This is a genomic window from Pseudomonas guariconensis, assembly GCF_900102675.1.
Lineage (GTDB): Bacteria > Pseudomonadota > Gammaproteobacteria > Pseudomonadales > Pseudomonadaceae > Aquipseudomonas > Aquipseudomonas guariconensis.
In genome coordinates this window covers 232,804-248,941 of record NZ_FMYX01000001.1, presented here as the reverse complement: position 1 = coordinate 248,941, position 16,138 = coordinate 232,804, and the positions used below count along the sequence as shown (strand labels likewise).

General features: G+C 63.6%; 12 protein-coding genes. 5 read left to right on the top strand and 7 right to left on the bottom strand.

Translation table 11 applies throughout. The features are described 5' to 3' along the window. Positions 1–7 precede the first annotated feature (7 nt). From BLS27_RS01115 to BLS27_RS01105, 3 genes are all read left to right on the top strand, one after another. On the top strand, positions 8–1,168 hold the full coding sequence (locus tag BLS27_RS01115; RefSeq protein ID WP_425262090.1) for a hypothetical protein: 1,161 nt from the start codon (positions 8–10) through the stop codon (positions 1,166–1,168). Between the two features lie 10 nt (positions 1,169–1,178). Continuing rightward, complete coding sequence (locus BLS27_RS01110) at positions 1,179–1,583, top strand: hypothetical protein (protein ID WP_003259136.1); 405 nt, start codon at positions 1,179–1,181, stop codon at positions 1,581–1,583. 178 nt (positions 1,584–1,761) lie between these two features. Continuing rightward, a complete protein-coding gene (locus BLS27_RS01105; protein ID WP_015270435.1) occupies positions 1,762–2,319 on the top strand; it encodes a TetR/AcrR family transcriptional regulator in 558 nt (185 codons plus the stop codon). Positions 2,320–2,404: 85 nt separating this feature from the next. Here BLS27_RS01105 and BLS27_RS01100 read toward each other — a convergent pair whose 3' ends face one another. Genes BLS27_RS01100 through BLS27_RS01090 form a run of 3 tightly spaced genes read right to left on the bottom strand, consistent with a single transcriptional unit; the run spans position 2,405 to position 8,085 of the window. Continuing rightward, entirely contained in the window at positions 2,405–3,808 is a 1,404-nt protein-coding gene (locus BLS27_RS01100; RefSeq protein WP_015270436.1) for an efflux transporter outer membrane subunit, read from the bottom strand. Beyond that, entirely contained in the window at positions 3,808–6,936 is a 3,129-nt protein-coding gene (locus tag BLS27_RS01095) for an efflux RND transporter permease subunit (RefSeq protein ID WP_090342473.1), read from the bottom strand. The genes BLS27_RS01100 and BLS27_RS01095 overlap by 1 nt, the downstream gene beginning before the upstream one ends. 15 nt (positions 6,937–6,951) lie before the next feature. Continuing rightward, positions 6,952–8,085: a MexC family multidrug efflux RND transporter periplasmic adaptor subunit gene (locus tag BLS27_RS01090; protein WP_043935643.1), complete on the bottom strand. Its 1,134-nt coding sequence runs from the start codon at positions 8,083–8,085 to the stop codon at positions 6,952–6,954. Between the two features lie 233 nt (positions 8,086–8,318). Between BLS27_RS01090 and BLS27_RS01085 the strand changes: the two genes are divergently transcribed. Further along, the gene (locus BLS27_RS01085) at positions 8,319–8,549 is read left to right on the top strand and encodes a hypothetical protein (protein ID WP_279614944.1); all 231 of its coding nucleotides are present in this window, start codon (positions 8,319–8,321) and stop codon (positions 8,547–8,549) included. A gap of 60 nt (positions 8,550–8,609) precedes the next feature. Here the strand turns inward: BLS27_RS01085 and BLS27_RS01080 are convergent, their stop codons facing one another. Next, the gene (locus BLS27_RS01080) at positions 8,610–9,863 is read right to left on the bottom strand and encodes a PucR family transcriptional regulator (protein ID WP_180963333.1); all 1,254 of its coding nucleotides are present in this window, start codon (positions 9,861–9,863) and stop codon (positions 8,610–8,612) included. A gap of 239 nt (positions 9,864–10,102) precedes the next feature. On the opposite strand from BLS27_RS01080, the gene BLS27_RS01075 reads away from it, so the two are divergent. Further along, positions 10,103–10,972 (top strand): phytanoyl-CoA dioxygenase family protein, encoded by an 870-nt coding sequence (locus BLS27_RS01075; RefSeq protein ID WP_090342469.1) that lies wholly within the window; start codon positions 10,103–10,105, stop codon positions 10,970–10,972. Positions 10,973–11,083: 111 nt separating this feature from the next. On the opposite strand, the gene BLS27_RS01070 is transcribed toward BLS27_RS01075, so the two are convergent. From BLS27_RS01070 to BLS27_RS01060, 3 genes are read right to left on the bottom strand one after another with little or no spacing between them, the layout of a single operon-like run. Further along, the gene (locus BLS27_RS01070) at positions 11,084–12,046 is read right to left on the bottom strand and encodes a WD40/YVTN/BNR-like repeat-containing protein (RefSeq protein ID WP_015270442.1); all 963 of its coding nucleotides are present in this window, start codon (positions 12,044–12,046) and stop codon (positions 11,084–11,086) included. A gap of 10 nt (positions 12,047–12,056) precedes the next feature. Next, on the bottom strand, positions 12,057–14,471 hold the full coding sequence (locus BLS27_RS01065; protein WP_043935645.1) for an efflux RND transporter permease subunit: 2,415 nt from the start codon (positions 14,469–14,471) through the stop codon (positions 12,057–12,059). A gap of 8 nt (positions 14,472–14,479) precedes the next feature. Beyond that, positions 14,480–16,126 carry a DUF1302 domain-containing protein gene (locus tag BLS27_RS01060; protein ID WP_308700757.1) on the bottom strand — a complete coding sequence of 549 codons (1,647 nt, stop codon included), beginning with the start codon at positions 16,124–16,126 and terminating at the stop codon, positions 14,480–14,482. Positions 16,127–16,138: the final 12 nt, after the last annotated feature.

Sequence of the window (16,138 nt, the reverse complement as noted above, 5' to 3'; positions counted from 1 at the left end):
TTGAAGCATGCAAGGCATTAGAGCACTCGGTATCGCAGGCCTTATCGCGACCACCCCGGCAATGGCCCTGGACCAGGGAGACTATCGATTCAACGGCTTCGGCACTGCCGGCCTCACCCACCTGGGAGGCGAGGGTCAAGGACGGAGCTTCGGCATCAGCGGGCAGACCACGGACGCCTGGCGCGGTGACCAGCTCTCCCGGCTGGGCGGCCAACTCCAATATGGGCTCACCGACACGCTGGGGATGACCGTGCAGGGCACCCTCAAGCCGGAACAGGACACCTGGAAAGGCAACCTGGAATGGGCCTACCTCTCCTGGAAGGCGACCGAAGGCCTGACATTGCGCGCAGGCCGGCTGCGCCTGCCGATCTACATGTACTCCGAAACCCTCGACGTCGGCGTCACCCACCCTTGGTTGCGGCTGCCGGATGAGGTCTACAGCCAGGTCCAACTGAGCAACTACGAAGGCGCCGATGCCCTCTACACCCTGCCCACCGGCATCGGCTCCGTGACGCTCCAGGTGGCAGGCGGCCAAGCCGCCAAGCGCAACCTGTTCGCCATGGATGACCTGTACGACATCGACTACAAGAAAATCTTCGCGGCGAATGTCAGCCTGGAAACCTACGACTTCGGCACGCTGCGCGTCGGGTATGCCGAAGCAGACATCGACACGGACCTCAGTGCGTCGGTGGTCGCCCCTGGGGGAGCGCCCACGCGTGTCGACTTCCTGAGCCTGAACCGCAAGAAAGGCCGCTTCGCATCCATCGGTTACCAGTACGACAATGGCACCTGGGTCTCCTCGAACGAGTGGACCAGCAACAACACCGAAGGTGACCAGCAAGGCAGCATCGATGCCTTCTACCTCATGGGCGGGCGCCGTTTTGGCGACGTGCTGCTCCACCTCACTTACGCTCAGCTCGACGAAGACGCTGGCCGCCAGAGCTCCTGGACCTACGGCGTGAACTACAACCTGGCGCCGAACCTGGTGCTCAAGGGCGAGTACAAGCGGGTGGACATGCGCGGCAACGGCTACCGCGGCACCTTCGTGCAGAACGCCCAAGAGACCTTCGACCAGGCAGTCTTCGCGGCTAGCAACGGTGCCGCCGGCACTCCTTCGCGCAACTACGACGGCGATATCGTCAGCGTCGGCGTCGATTTCGTCTTCTAAGGAGCGCCACATGAAACCACTCATCACCGCAGTGTTCGCCGCAGCCCTGGCCACGGCCTGCACCCTGGCCCGCGCCGAAGTGGCCGTGATCGTGAATGCCAGCGCCAGCGCCGCACCGTCCCAGGCCGAGGTGGCCAACATATTCCTGGGCAAGAACACCAGCCTCAAGGGCCTCGACCAGAAAGGCTGGAACCCCACCAAGGAAAGGTTCTACAGCGCGCTGACCAACAAGAACGAATCTCAGCTCAAGTCGTACTGGTCAGGCCTGGTGTTCACGGGCAAGGGGCAACCACTGCAGAGCGTGGATGATGACGCCGCAGTGATTGCCAAAGTGGGCAGCGAGTCGAATGCCATCGGCTATGTCGACACCTCGGCCGTCAATGACAAGGTCAAAGTGCTCTTCACCCTGCCCTGAGCTTCGCCGCCTCCCTCGACCTGGAACGCCGAGGGAGGCGGTGCCTTGGTGCCCGCAAGCAAAGACCCGCACGGCTGCGACCTGCAAGCCTTGGTTGAGCCATTATTTACTCAAATGGGTGCCCTATGAGCCGTTTTCCTTCACAATGCCTGCACGATATGCAGTGTGGAATCTTCTGATGCACCTCCCTACCGATGAGCGCTTGCTCAAAGCGCTGGCCGACGCGATCGTCGTCCACCCCCGAGCCACCTTGAAGGAGCTGGCCGAGGCGGCGGGCGTGAGCAAAGCGACCCTGCACCGTTTCTGCGGCACCCGTGACAACCTGGTGAACATGCTGGAACGCTATGGCGACCAGATCCTCTCCCAGGTCATCGGCAACGCTGACTTGCACGGCGGCGACCCGACCGCAGCCCTGCATCGTCTCATCGTCGAGCACCTCAAGCATCGCGAGATGATGATCTTCCTGCTCTTCCAGTACCGCCCGGACTCGTTCGACGACAGCGAAGCGAACCGTCCGTGGCGGGCCTATGCCGACGCCCTGGATGCCTTCTTCCTGCGCGGCCAGAAGGCGGGAGCTTTCCGTATCGATATCAGCGCGGCGATCTTCACCGAAATGTTCCTGAGCATGGTGTACGGCATCGTCGATGCCGAACGACGCGGGCGGGCGGCCAGCGCGACGTCCGTGCAGACGCTGGAACTGATGTTCCTCGACGGCGCTGCGGCACCCGCCCGCTGACCTGACTGCGCACGCAAAAAAAAAAGCCCCAGGGCATCGATCCCTAGGGCGAAGTGGCTGGACATGCCAACCAAAGGAGGCCGTTTCAGCCCTTGCCCGACCACCCACCACCGAGTGCGCGGAACAGGTCGACCAACGCCAGTTGCCGCTGGGTACTGGCTTCGATGAAGGCCGCTTCGTTCACGTTGCTGTTGCGCTGGGCGTCCAGGTAGCGCAAATGGTTGTCCACTCCCCCCTCGTAACGTGCCTTGGCCAGCGCCAGGGTCGCACGACTGGTATCGACCAGGGCCCTTCGCGCAGCCTGCTCACGGCGCAGGGTGTCGGTGGCGGCCAGCGCATCGGCCACTTCGCGGAAGGCCACCTGGATCGCGCCTTCATAGGCGGCCACAGCCGAGTCCTTGCGTGCCTCGGCCAGGCTGAGCCCGGCCCGGTTGCGCCCGGCGTCGAACAACGGCAGCGACAATTGCGGCATGAAGGTCCAGCTACGCGAGCCTCCGTCGAACAGCCCGGACATCTGCGCACTGGCGGTCCCAAAGCTGCCGGTCAGGCTGATACGCGGGAAAAACGCTGCCCGCGCCGCGCCAATATCGGCGTTGCGCGCCCGCAGCCGATGCTCGGCGGCGAGGATGTCCGGGCGACGTTCGATCAGCGCCGACGGCGCGCCCGGGGCGATGTCCTGCAGGACCATCGGCGCCTCGTCGCGCTCGGCCGGGATCGCCTTCGCCGCGTCCGCGCTGCCCAGCAGCAGCACCAGGGCGTTGTAGGCCTGGCGCTGCTCGCGCACGATGCCTTCCAGCTCGGCCCGCGACTGCTCGACCAGCCCCAGCGCCTCCTGGTGATCCAGCGCCGTGGCCGTGCCGGCGGTGCGCCGCTGGCCGACCAGGGCCAGCGAATCCTCGCGGCTGGCCAGGGTCTGGCGGGTCAGCGCCAGGCGCCGCTCGGCGCCGTCCAGGGTCAGGTAGGCCTGGCTCACCTCGGAGATCAGGGCGATGCGCGCGGCACGCGCGACTTCCTCGGTGGCCAGGTACTGTTCCAGTGCCGCATCGCTCAGGCTTTTGACACGGCCGAACAGGTCCACTTCGTATTCCGGCAGCGACAACCCCACCTGATAGGTGCTGCTGACCCCTTCGCGGCCATCGCTCGACAAGTCGGTCGGCAAGTGCTGGCGGTTGCCGGAAGCCCCGGCATTCAAGCCCGGGACCCGGTCGGCACGCTGGATGCGGTACTGCGCGCGGGCCTGCTCGATATCCAGCAGGGTCTGGCGCAGCGAGCGGTTGTTGTCCAGCGCGGTCCCCACCAGCTGGCGCAGGGACGGGTCGACGATGAACGCCTGCCAGTCCAGTTGCTCCACCGCCCGGCCGCGATGGCCGGCGGCATCGCCCCACGCGGTCGCCACCGGCGCCTCGGGGCGCTGGTAGGTCGGTGCCAGGGAGCAGCCGGCCAAAGTGACGGCCAGCGCGAACGGAATTGCAAGATTGCGCATGAGCATCACTGGGTTACCTCGACAGCGTGTTGCACGGGGGCCGGCTTGCGCTTGAGCAGCTTCAGCACGAATACGAAACAGATCGGCACGAACACCACGCCCAGCAAGGTGGCGCTGAGCATGCCGCCGATCACCCCGGTACCGATGGCGCGCTGACTGGCCGCACCGGCGCCGGTGGCGATGGCCAGCGGCACCACGCCGAGGATGAAGGCCATGGAGGTCATCACGATCGGGCGGAAACGCAGGCGCGCGGCCTCGATGGCGGCGTCGCTCAGGCTGTAGCCCTTCTCCCACAGTTCCTTGGCGAACTCGACGATCAGGATGGCGTTCTTCGCCGCCAGGCCAATGATGGTGATCAGGCCGACCTTGAAGTACACGTCGTTGGGCATGCCGGTGAGCGTCACCGCCCACACCGCCCCCAGAGCACCGATCGGCACGATCAACATGACCGTCAGCGGGATCGCCCAGCTCTCGTACAGCGCCACCAGCAGCAGGAACACCACCAAGATGGCCAGGGCGAACAGGCTGGCCGCCTGGCCGCTGGACACCTTCTCCTGGTAGGAAAGGCCCGTCCAGGCGTAGCCGATACCCGGCGGCAGCTCGCTGACCAGGCGCTCCATCTCGGCCATCGCCTGGCCAGTACTATGCCCCGGCGAAGCGTCGCCGGCGATGCGGATGGACGGGTAGCCGTTGTAGCGCACCAGTTGCACCGGCCCCTCTTCCCACTGGGTGGTGACGAAGGCGCTGAACGGCACCTGCTCGCCGTTGGCATTCGGGGCATAGAGGCGCAGCACGCTTTCGGGGGTCATGCGTTCGCCTTGCTCAGCCTGCACCACCACGCGCTGCTGGCGCCCGGCATTGGTGAAGTCGTTGATCACCGCCGAACCGAAAGCCGTGGCCAAGGTGCTGTTGATGGCCTCGAAGCTCACCCCCAGTGTTCGGGCTTTTTCCCGGTCGATGTGCACACGCAACTGCGGCGCCTCGGCCAGGCCTTCCATCATCGCATAGAGAATCACCGGGTTGCTGTTGGCGCGGGCCAGCAGTTGGTCACGGGCGGCGAGCAGCGCTTCACGGCCAAGGCCACCACGGTCCATCAGACGCAGGGCGAAACCGCCGGAGTTGCCCAGGCCGTCGATGGGCGGCGGCATAACCGCGGTGATGGCACCATCACCGTTGGCGGCGAACTGCGCATTGATCGCTGCCGTTTCCGCCTCTGCCGATTGCGTCTTGTCACGCTGCGACCAGTCCTTGAAGGTGGGGAACGCCAGCGCGGCGTTGTCGCCCTGACCCGAGAAACTGAAGCCGCTGACGATGAACGAGTTGGCCACCGCCTCACGAGACATCAGGAATTTTTCCAGCGTCTCGGCGGTGTGGTCGGTGCGTACCCGGCTGGCGCCTGGCGGCAACTGTACGTCGACGACGCTGTAGCCCAGGTCTTCAGCTGGCACGAAGGCCTCCGGTAGACGCAGGTAGGAATAGCCCAGCACCACCAGGATGCCGACATACGCCAGCATCCAGCGCCCGGCACGCGCCACCAGCCCGTTATTGAGCAACGAATAGCGCTCGGTGATATGGGCGAAGCCACGGTTGAAGGCACCGAAGAAACCGCCCTTCTCATGATGGCCCTGAGGCACTGGCTTGAGCAGCGTGGCGCACAGCGCTGGGGTGAAGGTCAAGGCCAGGAAGCCGGAGAACAGGATCGAGACAGCCAGAGACACAGAGAACTGCTGGTAGATCACCCCCACCGAACCGGACATGAACGCCAAAGGCAGGAATACCGCCGCCAGTACCAGGGTGATACCAATAATGGCCCCGGAAACCTGCCCCATGGCCTTGATGGTCGCCTCCACCGGCGACAGGCCTTCCTCGGCCATCAAGCGCTCGACGTTCTCCACCACCACGATGGCGTCGTCCACCAAGATGCCGATGGCCAGCACCATGCCGAACATGGTCATCATATTCACCGAGAAGCCGAGCAGCTTCATGATCATCAGCGTCCCGAGCAGGCACACCGGTACCACGATCGAGGGCACCAGGGTGTAGCGGACGTTCTGCAGGAACAGGAACATCACCAGGAACACCAGCACCATGGCTTCGATCAAGGTGTGGATCACCTTCTCGATGGCCACGTCGACGAAGCGCGAGGTATCGTACGGCACCGAATACTCGACCCCTTCGGGGAAGAACTGCGACAGTTCGGCCAAGCGCTCCTTGACCAGCGTCGCGGTCTGAATGGCGTTGGCGCCCGGCGCCAGCTGCACCGCGCCGGCCACCGCCGGGTGGCCGTTCAGGCGTGCCGACAGGTTGTAGTTCTCGCTACCGATGGCCATGCGCGCGACATCACGCAGGCGTACGCTGGAGCCATCCGGGTTGGCGCGCAGGACGATGCCGGCGAAAGCCTGCGGCGTGTCGAGGGTGCCCTGCACCGCCAGGGTGGCGGTCAGTTCCTGCTCGCTGGCGCCCGGCGTGCTGCCGAAGCTGCCGGCCGGCACCTGGACGTTCTGGCCGCGAATCGCCGTGTTGATGTCGTCGATGGACAGGCCATAGCCCACCAGTTTCTGTGGGTCCACCCAGACCCGCATGGCCGCTTCCGAGGCGAAGAACTGCAGCTTGCCCACGCCAGGCACGCGCAGCAGTTCGTTGTTGATGTTACGCGCGGCATAGTCGGCCAAGGCCGTGGTATCGCCACGGTTGCCAGCCGTGCTGGTCAGGGCGTAGATCAGCAGGAAACCGGAACTGGCCTGCTCGACTTTCAGCCCTTGGGTCAGCACCGCCTGAGGCATGCGCGCCTCGGCCTGTTTCAAACGGTTCTGCACATCGACCTGCGCCATGTCCGGGTCGGTGCCTGGCTCGAAGGTCACCATCACTTCGGCCACGCCGTTGGAGTTGTTGGTGGACTCGTAGTACAGCAGGCCCTTGGCGCCATTGAGCGACTGTTCGATGATGCTGGTCACCGACTCCACCATGACCTTGGCCGAAGCGCCGGGGTAGGAGGCGGTGATGGAAATCTGCGGTGGCGCCACGTTGGGGTACTGGGCCACGGGCAAGGATGGAATCACCAGCAGGCCCGCCAGTGAAACGAACAACGCCACGACCCAGGCGAAGTTCGGGCGATGGATGAAGAATCTGGACATCTCACTTCCCTCGCATCACTGGGCGGCAGCCGTTTGTTTCTGGGCAGGCGCCACCGGCATACCGGGGGCCAGCCCGGCCGGGCTGCCGACGATCACCTGATCACCCGGCTCCAGCCCCTCGGTAATCTGCCAGCGCGAACCCTGCATCACGCCGGTTCGCACGACGCGTGCCTCAGCGATACCATTGGCGGCGACCAATACCCGCGCCTGGCCGTCACTGCCTCGCTGGACCGCACGCTGAGGAACCAGGATGGCGTGGTTGTCGGTGCCTTGCGGCGTGCGCACGCGCACATACATGCCCGGCAAGAGGGTGCCGTCCGCGTTGTCGAAACGCCCCCGCAGGATGACCTGGCCGGTACCGCGGTCCACACTCACATCGGTGAACATGAGCTCGCCCGAGCGCTGGAAATCGGTGCCTTCCACTTGCGCGGTCAGGCGCTGGCTGTCGGCCGAAAGTGCGCCGTCCTTCACCGCTTGTCGCAGGCGCAGCGCGTCAGCGGCAGACTGCGTGAAGTCGATGTAGATCGGGTCGAGTTGTTGGATACGCGCCATCAGCGTCGCATCCCCCTGCCCCACCAACGCGCCTTCGGTGGCCAGCGCACGGCCAATGCGTCCGGAGATCGGCGCAGTGACAGTGGCGTAGCCCAGGTTAAGGCGAGCGGCCTGCACATCGGCCTGCGCGGAACGTACCGCCGCACGGGCACTGCGCAACTCGGCAGTGGCGCTGTCGAAGTCCTGCTGGCTGACCGCCTCGATCTTGACCAGCGGCTCATAGCGCTTCACACGTGCCTGGGCTTCCTGCTGCATGGCCTGGGCACGGGCGAGGTCCGCCTCGGCGCGGGCCAGGGCGGCCTTGAACGGCGCCGGGTCGATCTGGAACAGCACATCCCCCGCCTTGACGTCAGCCCCTTCCTCGAAGCGCTTGTGCAACACGATACCCGGCACCCGCGCCCGCACCTCTGCGACGCGCATCGGCTCGACCCGGCCCGGCAACTCAGCGGCCAAGGTCACCTGCTCGGAGGCCAACGTCACGATTTCCACCGGGTAGCTCGCATTGGCTGCACCGTACTGCTCTGCTGCGGGCTCGCACCCGGCCAAGGCAATCGCCACAGCGAGTACGCCCACTCTTATCGAACCTGTCTTGCCCATCACTCACCCGAGCCTTGATTGAAAACGGGGCGAATGCTACTTTTCAAACCCAGATGAGTCAATGATGTCTCATATAAATCAAACAAGGCTCCTCATGATCACTTCAGGCTTCCCACCTTCATCGCTTCCCGCCAAGCTGGTGAATGCCCTCTATGCCGCTGCCGCCTTGCGGCCCAGAGCGTCCATGGGTGAACTGGCGGCGTTGGCGGGCATCAGCCGGGCCACCTTGCAGCGTGCAGCACGACCTCCGGTTCTATCTGGAACGGCTCGATGCATTGTTCTTCAGCGGCCAGCGACAGGGTGTATTTCGCGCGGATGTCACCGCGGCATTGCTGACCGAGATGTTCGTATCGCTGTTGCATGGCATGGTCGATGCCCGCCAACGAGGGCGCGCGCCGAGGGAGAGTGCAACGGTGCTGGAGAACGCGTTCCTGCAGGGCATTGCAGCGCGGGCGCCCTGTTGAGCGCCCGCATAGAGGCAACAGCCGTGAGGCCGCTATTGCGTCAAAGGTAGGGAATGAACGCTATTGCTCGTCGCCATCGAGCGGCGTACTCCAGATCACCAGCTCAAGGGCAGCGGCGATCTGGATGCGATGGTCGGCAAGCGGGACAGGCAGCAGGTCCTGGGCGCGCTCCAGTCGGCGCAGCAAGGTGTTGCGATGCGTACGCAGTACCTCGGCGGTCTGGGTGATGTTGCAGCCATTGGCCAGGAAGGCGTGCAACGAATGCTGAAGTACCGTGGGCTCGGTCGCCAAGCGCCCCAGGGTGCTCAAGACGAACTGCCTGGCCGCGCGGGCATCTTGGGTCATCAGCGACACCATCCTCACCTGATCGATCGTGGCAACGGCAGGTGAACCCGCCAACCGGCCCATCAACCGCTGGGTGGTCAAGGCTTCCAGGTGCGAGCGCCGGAAGCCATTCATCCCCGCGCCCGCCGAACCGATTGCGGCGCGTATCTTGGGAAATTGTCGAGCGACACCTTGCAAAAGGTTCAGGTCCAGCGGCTTTGCCGCATTGCACCAGGCCCACAGGGTCGCAGGGCCCGCGAATACGATCAGAGGCGCTACCGTACCCGTGAGCTGCGCCAGGGCTCGCGCCATATCTTCCAGCGGGCGAATCTCGGCGTCCGGGGTTTCGCTCCAGACGAGGCAGGCGTGATGCCTCTGAGCCAGGCTGTAGCCCAGTCGCCTGCCAAATTGCTCGGCGTCCACATCCCTGCCGTCGAGCAGCCGGCTTACGAGGCTGCGTTTATCGATAGGGTCGTCATGGGCCTGGGCGCTCTTTTCTTCGAGGATGATCTGGGTCACCACACGCATGTTGCTGTCGATGAACGTCGAGATCGACCGCGACGAGACCTCCAGGAACTCCGCGAGCAGCGCGGGATCCTGCGTCAGGCTGAAGGCCATCTTCATCCACAGGTCCCAGGCTGCGTTCTGTGTCGACCTTGCGACATTCATCAGCAGCTCGGAGAGCCCCCTGCGGGCGAGCTCCCTGGCCGTGTCCACCATGTCAGCAGACACGTAGGGCTCCACCGGCTCCCCAGGGCGCTGCAGATTGGCATTGGCCCAGTGCAGCAACTCTGCCCGATTGGCGCGCCGGCACGCGGCGAGGATGACCGGATCCTCCAGCAACTTGGCATCTTCCGGTGTAGAAAACAGTGCCTGGTTCAGGCGCTCGATCCACTCGGGCGGCAGCGCCTGAGCGAGTTCGGCACCTTTGCGCATGAGCTCGCGAACGGCTTCCGAGGGGCGTGGCCAGGGGAATGGCGTGCTGGTCATGATCAGTGCAAATCGCTCAAAAATCGTCTGGTAAATGGTGCAGTTCGTACCTTGGCTCAAGGCCAGGGGAAACCTAGCATGAACTCACTGCCTGAACAAAAAATACAAGGAGGCACCGTGACGCTTCATGTCCCTTTTTTGGGTTTAGCGCAGTGGCAAGCGGGTTTGTTTCCTGATGCCAGCAGTTGGGGGGATCAACCCGCCTGCGCCAACCGTTCTTTCAATCTGGAGTGTTCTCAATGTCAGCCTCTCGCGACTCCATGCCAAGCCTGCCCGTGGTAACCCGCTCGACTTCAGCGCAAGAGATTGCGCTGCTGAGCGACCAAGCAGGAGCGGTCATCATTCGCAACTTCATGACCCCCGAACAAGTCGTGCGGATCAACAACGAACTCGACGCTCCCTTGGCCGCGCTCGATGCCGGCTCCAAGCATGAGCACGCGCTGATCGCCGAGTTCCACGGCCATCAGACCAAACGGCTCACCAACCTCGTCACCCACAGCAAGACCTTTCGTGAGGAAATCCTCGATGACGACCTCTTCCACGAACTGGGAAACGTGCTTTTCGCCCCGGAGTGCGGAGACTGGTGGCTGACCACGGCCCAGTTGATCGAGATAGGCCCGGGCAACAAAGCGCAAATGCTGCACCGCGACATGGCGCAGTACCAACCGTTCGTGGCCATGAACAAACATGCGCCACGCGCCATCACCAACCTGATGCTGGCGCTGACCGATTTCACCGAGGAAAACGGCGCCACGCGCTTGATTCCGGGGAGCCAGGACTGGGATGACTTCAACGACGTCGGAACCCCAGAGATGACGATCCCCGCCCTGCTGAAAGCCGGGGATGCCGTGCTGTTCGGCGGCAAGGTCGTTCACGGTGGCGGGGCCAACGTGACCGCCGACTATTACCGTCGCGGGCTGACGATCCCGATGCAGGCTTCGATCATCACGCCTGAAGAAGCCTACCCGTTGATCGTGCCGCTCGAGCTGGTGCGCACGCTTTCTCCACGCGTTCAGAAGATCCTCGGTTTCCGCTCCCAATACCCCAATGGCAGCCCTGGCCTTTGGCAGCATAACTACGCAGACCTGGCGGATTACCTTCAGCTCTAGCATCCAGCGTTGACTTGCCTGGCCCTGAAGGTGCCACGACCATCCAAACGCCCAGGCAAGGAAACAGGCCAGGCATCGGTTTGCGATGCCTGGCCTTTGAGCGCCAGCCCTTCACTCCCGATAAGGCATTACCCCACGACGTGAAAACAGAACCGGTGTGCCATCGGCATTGAACAGCGCCGCCGTCAGCGATAGGCCATCAGCCGACTGGGTTTCCTCGAAACTGTGTCCACCATCGCTGCTCTGCACCATCAGCCCGTCCAACCCGACCGCCAGCACACGAGAGCCCGCTACCGCGACGCAAGTGACAGAGCCCTTGCTTTGCGTGGGCACTCGGCGAAAGCCCTTGCCGTCCGCTGAACCCTGCAACAAGGTACCGCGCTGGCCACCCAGTAGCAGACGCCCATCGGCCAGTACCGCGCCTGACCACAGGGTGCCTTCGTAGCCGGTATCCAGGTAACGCCAATTCTTCCCGTGGTCTTCGGAATGCAGCACCTGCCCATGCTCGGCCGTGGCGTAAAGCGTGCCGCGGCTGTCGGCAAACAGCCCCATCAGGTTGAGGTCGGCCCGCTTGGCCCCGGGCGGCGCTTGCACCGCCTGCTCAGCCCACGTCAGCCCCCCATCCTCGGTCGTCAGCACCAACGACCAGAGCCCTACCGCCACGCCCTGCCGGGCATTGAAGAAGTGCACGGCGAACAGCGGTCGGTCTTCTTCGGTGGCCAGGCGCTGGACCTGCCAGGACTCCCCACCATCGGTGGTGGCCAGGATCGCGCCCCAGTGGCCCACCGCCCACCCGCGCTTGGCATCCACGAACGACACCCCCGTCAATGGCGTGGACAGCGGTACCGACCTCGCCTGGCGCCACTGCTTGCCCTGGTCGTCGGACAACAACACGACACCGTGGTCGCCCACGGCAACCACGCGCTCCCCGGCCCAGCTGGCGGCCAGCATGGTGGCCTGCGTGGCATTGCTCGCCTGTACGGCCGGCACGGCCTGCAACGGCGCGGCCTGAAGAGACATCAGCGGCAATGCTGCTGCGAGCAAGGCCGCGGTGAATGAAACCCTGAATTTCATGCTTCTCTCCTCAGTGCACCAGCGCACCGATCATGCGCACGGGACGCTTACGCGGGAACACCCGCTCCAGCCAGACGGCAAAGGCCGGCAGCACGGTCATGGCCATGACCATGTTGACGATGAACATGAAGGCCAGCAGCTTGCCCATGTCAGCCTGGAACTTGAGCTCCGAGAACGCCCAGGTGGCCACGCCCACGGCCAGGGTGATGGCGGTGAAAATAGTGGCGACACCCACCTCGAGTAGCGCGCACTCGACCGCCTTGGTAATCGACTGGCCATGGGCCAGGTGCAGTTGCAGGCGATTGTAGATATAGAAGGCATAATCAACGCCAATGCCCACCGCCAGCACCATCACCGGCAAGGTGGCGATGGTCAGGCCGATCTGCAGTTCCTTCATGAACCAGTAGCCAATGAAAGTGCCGATAGTCAGCGGCAGGCAACACACCAGGACCGCTCGCAGGTCCCGGTACACCACGAACACCAGCAATGCGATGGCGGCATAGACATACAGCAGCATGGGGGTTTCGCTTTTTTCCACCTCTTCGTTGATGGCGGCCAGGACGCCGGCGTTACCGGACGCGAGGCGAACCGAAATGCCTGGCATCGGGTACTCGCTGCGAAACGCCTTGGCGGCGTCCACCACTCGGTTGATGGTGGTGGCCTTGTGGTCTGCCAGGTACAGGTGCACCGCCGACATGTTGCAGTCGGTGCGCATCAGCCCGGGCGTACGCGCCACCTCGGTGGCCAGCGCGGCGTAGTTCATCGGGTCGATGGGCACCGCCGCCATCTTCGGGTTGCCTTCGTTGTAGCCCTCGTTGAACTGGCGCATGTTGGTGGAGAAAGACGCGACCGACAGGACACCGGGCACCCCCTGCATGGCCCACACGAAGCGATCCTGGTACTGGCCCAGGGCGACATCCTCGCAGGCCACCTGGCTGCCTTCGCTGGAAGCGGCCTTGTTGACTTCGAACACCACGCTGAGCCAGTCCAGACCTATGTCGTAGTTGCTGGCGATGGAGACCGCATCGCGATTGAAGCGCGAATTCTCGCGCAATTCCGGCGCGCCCGCCTGCAGCGTGCCAACGACACGGTCATGGCTTTGCCAGATCGCCACCAGGAACACCACCAAGGCCGCGCCAAGCACCCACTGCGCCTTGCGCGGTTCGGCGAGCCGGGCCAGGCCACGCAGCCAGCGGGTGCGACGCTGCCGGGAAATTTCCTGGGCGGCCGCATACTTGTCATCGACACGTAGCAAGGACGCCATCAACGGCAACATCACCAGGTTGGTGATGATCTTGTAGGCCACGCCAAGCGAGGCCGTGATCGCCAGCTCCCGCACCATCGGGATCGGGATCAACAGCAGCGTCACGAAGGAAACCAGCGCGGTCACCAGCGCCAGCGTCCCGGGAATCAGCAACCCCGTGAAGCTCGAGCGCGCCGCCTCTTCGGCGCGCTTGCCGATGGCGATCTCGCGCACGATGAAGTTGATTTGCTGCACGCCATGAGAAACCCCGATGGCGAATACCAGGAAGGGCACCAGCACCGCCAGCGGGTCGAGCCCGTACCCCAACAGGCGCAGGCTGCCGAACTGCCAGACCAGCGAGGCCAGCGAACAGACCAGCGCCAGCAGCGTGAAGCGCAGGGAGTGGCAATACCAGTACACTGCCCCCGCCGTCAGCAGCAACGCCAGCAAACAGAACTCCAACACCGCTGAAGCCCCGTCAGCGATGTCGCCGATCTGTTTGGCGAAACCGATGATCTGGATTTCGAAATCGCCATCTTCGAACTGCTGGCGGATCTCTTTTTCCAGCCTGTGGTTGAACGCCACGTAGTCCAGGTGGGCGCCATGGGTGTCGTACTCGTTGAGTTCCACCGTGATCATCGCGCTGCGCTGATCACGGGAAACCAGCGTGCCGATGAAACCACCCTGGGCAGTGGAGTTGGCGATCGTCGCGATGACCTGGTCATCCAGGTGCTCGGGAGAAACCGTCCCCGGTACCAGTGGATCCGCGCGAAAACCCTCTTCGGTGATTTCGTTGACGAAGGCATTGGGCGTCCACAACGAACGCACGCTGCTGCGCGAAACACCCGGAAGAAAGGTCACCGCCTGGGTGACGTCATACAGCCGTTTCAGACCTGCGGAGCTCCAGATATCGCCCTGTCGGGCCTTGACCACGAGGGTCAGCCGGTTCGCCCCCAGCAGGTCATTGCGGTAAGCCTCGAATGTCTCGATGTATTCATGGCCTACCGGCAATTGCTTTTCGAAGCCGGCATCCATGCGCAGTTGCACGGCGAACCAGCCCATGATCAGCGTGAACATCGCCAGGCTCGCCAGCACCAGACGACGATGCCCGAACAACACACCCTCGACACGTGACAACAGGCCACGTGCCGGGGCTTCAGATAGCTTTACAGAACCGTTCACGGCAAGCCTCACAAGGTGCGGGAGATCGCGATGCCGACATAATCGCGGTCACGATAAAGCTGGTCGTAGGGCGTCTCGCCGCCCATGAACTTCGCGTAGTTGAGGGAAATCTGCCAACTGGCCGGGTTTCGCACGAAGTTCAGGTACAGGTTCATGCTGCTCGCGTCTTCGGTGAAGGTCGCACTCAAGTTCGGCGTTCTGCCCCCCAGCGAGCGCGAATAGAAGACACCTGGAGTGACCTGCCAGCCCGGTAACAAGGTGCCGTCGTAGGTCAGGCTGAAGTCCAAATTGATGCCCGAGGACGTCTTGTCGCCACGGGACTTGGGTGCTGTCGCAGGGTCCAACTGCCAGGCATTGAGCCCCGCGGCAAGGGGCTCGCCATTGAACTCGTCATGCAGCCCGGGGTAATGGATGACCACCAGTTCCGACAGCAGGGTACCCGTGCTGGCTCCGGTGAAATCGAGCAGCGTCGGGGAGTTGGACGGTGTGAAGCTGTAAAGGCCGGTGAGGTGCCACTGGAATTTCTTTTCGTCTTTCCAGCACTTGCCCCCATTGCTGGAACACAGGTCGACAACAGGGTTGAGCATGACCGAATCCTTCGGCCGGTAAGAAAGCTCTGTACCCACTGCCCAGTCACCGATCGGCATGTTGGCACTGACGCCATACATCATCCGGTCTTCCTGGTATTCCCAGGTCGGTGCCGCCGCGAAGGTGTTAGGGTCAAGAATGGCGACGCGCAATGATGGCAACTTGTCGTGATAACGCATCACGTAGAAGCCATAGTTGATGTCGCTGTCTTCCGGCTGCCAACGCAGCGAAAGGCCCCACTGGCCGCTGTCGCGGGCGTCTTTTTCGGAGAACCCATAGTCTCCCCTGCCCTCACCCAGCGCGTTGGTAGTGGACCAGTAGCTGCCCACCGGCGGCAACTCGCTCTTGTTCCAGCGAAATTGATAGTAGGCCTCGACGTTGACACCCGAGCCCAGGCCCGAGGCGACACTGAGCATCGGCGCGGGCAGCACGGCCTCCTTGAGCTGCACGCCAGGGCGCGCCAAGGCTTGGTAGTCGTAGGCGTTGGTGTTGTTGATGCCACCGGCCACGAACAGGCTTTCGCCCCAGTTGATCACCTGGTTACCCAGGCGCGCGCGGACCCGCTGCCCGCCCACGTTGAATCCTTTGCTCACCCAAAGGTCCAGCAGGCGAGCCTTGAAGGCGAGGTCGTCACGCGCGTCGTCACTCAGCCCGTTGCTACCGACGCTCTCAGGGGTGTTGAACGACAGCGTGCCGGTGGTATCGGTGGCAGCGAAGTCGCGGATCCAGGTGCCACGCGCCATGAAGGTGACGTCCTCGGGCATCTTGAGCAACAGCTCATGGGTGCCCTTGAGGTAGTTGGTGAACATGTCGCCGCGGTCGTAGTTCAGGTCGCCCTGGTCCGCCACGCCGGAGCTCTGTGCCAGGCAGCCGGAGGGCACGTTGTGCCCGATCGGCCCCTGGTTGATCAGGTTGCAGCCCCGCGACTCGGTACGCAGGCCCATGCCTGCGGTGATCGTGGAATCGAAGGAGCCATTGAGGGTTTCGGTTTCAAATGTGAACCCCATTGCCAAGGGGGTTGCGCACACGATGACAAGGCCTGACGCTTTCGTAATTATTTTTTTCATGTTGGCTCTCGA

Bases quoted from the DNA above. Each gene is read 5' to 3' on its own strand.
- BLS27_RS01105 (WP_015270435.1), top strand. From the start codon at position 1,762: ATGCACCTCCCTACCGATGAGCGCTTGCTCAAAGCGCTGGCCGACGCG.
- BLS27_RS01075 (WP_090342469.1), top strand. From the start codon at position 10,103: ATGTCAGCCTCTCGCGACTCCATGCCAAGCCTGCCCGTGGTAACCCGC.
- BLS27_RS01095 (WP_090342473.1), bottom strand. From the start codon at position 6,936: ATGTCCAGATTCTTCATCCATCGCCCGAACTTCGCCTGGGTCGTGGCG.
- BLS27_RS01110 (WP_003259136.1), top strand. From the start codon at position 1,179: ATGAAACCACTCATCACCGCAGTGTTCGCCGCAGCCCTGGCCACGGCC.
- BLS27_RS01060 (WP_308700757.1), bottom strand. From the start codon at position 16,126: ATGAAAAAAATAATTACGAAAGCGTCAGGCCTTGTCATCGTGTGCGCA.
- BLS27_RS01070 (WP_015270442.1), bottom strand. From the start codon at position 12,046: ATGAAATTCAGGGTTTCATTCACCGCGGCCTTGCTCGCAGCAGCATTG.
- BLS27_RS01080 (WP_180963333.1), bottom strand. From the start codon at position 9,863: ATGACCAGCACGCCATTCCCCTGGCCACGCCCCTCGGAAGCCGTTCGC.
- BLS27_RS01115 (WP_425262090.1), top strand. From the start codon at position 8: ATGCAAGGCATTAGAGCACTCGGTATCGCAGGCCTTATCGCGACCACC.
- BLS27_RS01090 (WP_043935643.1), bottom strand. From the start codon at position 8,085: ATGGGCAAGACAGGTTCGATAAGAGTGGGCGTACTCGCTGTGGCGATT.
- BLS27_RS01100 (WP_015270436.1), bottom strand. From the start codon at position 3,808: ATGCTCATGCGCAATCTTGCAATTCCGTTCGCGCTGGCCGTCACTTTG.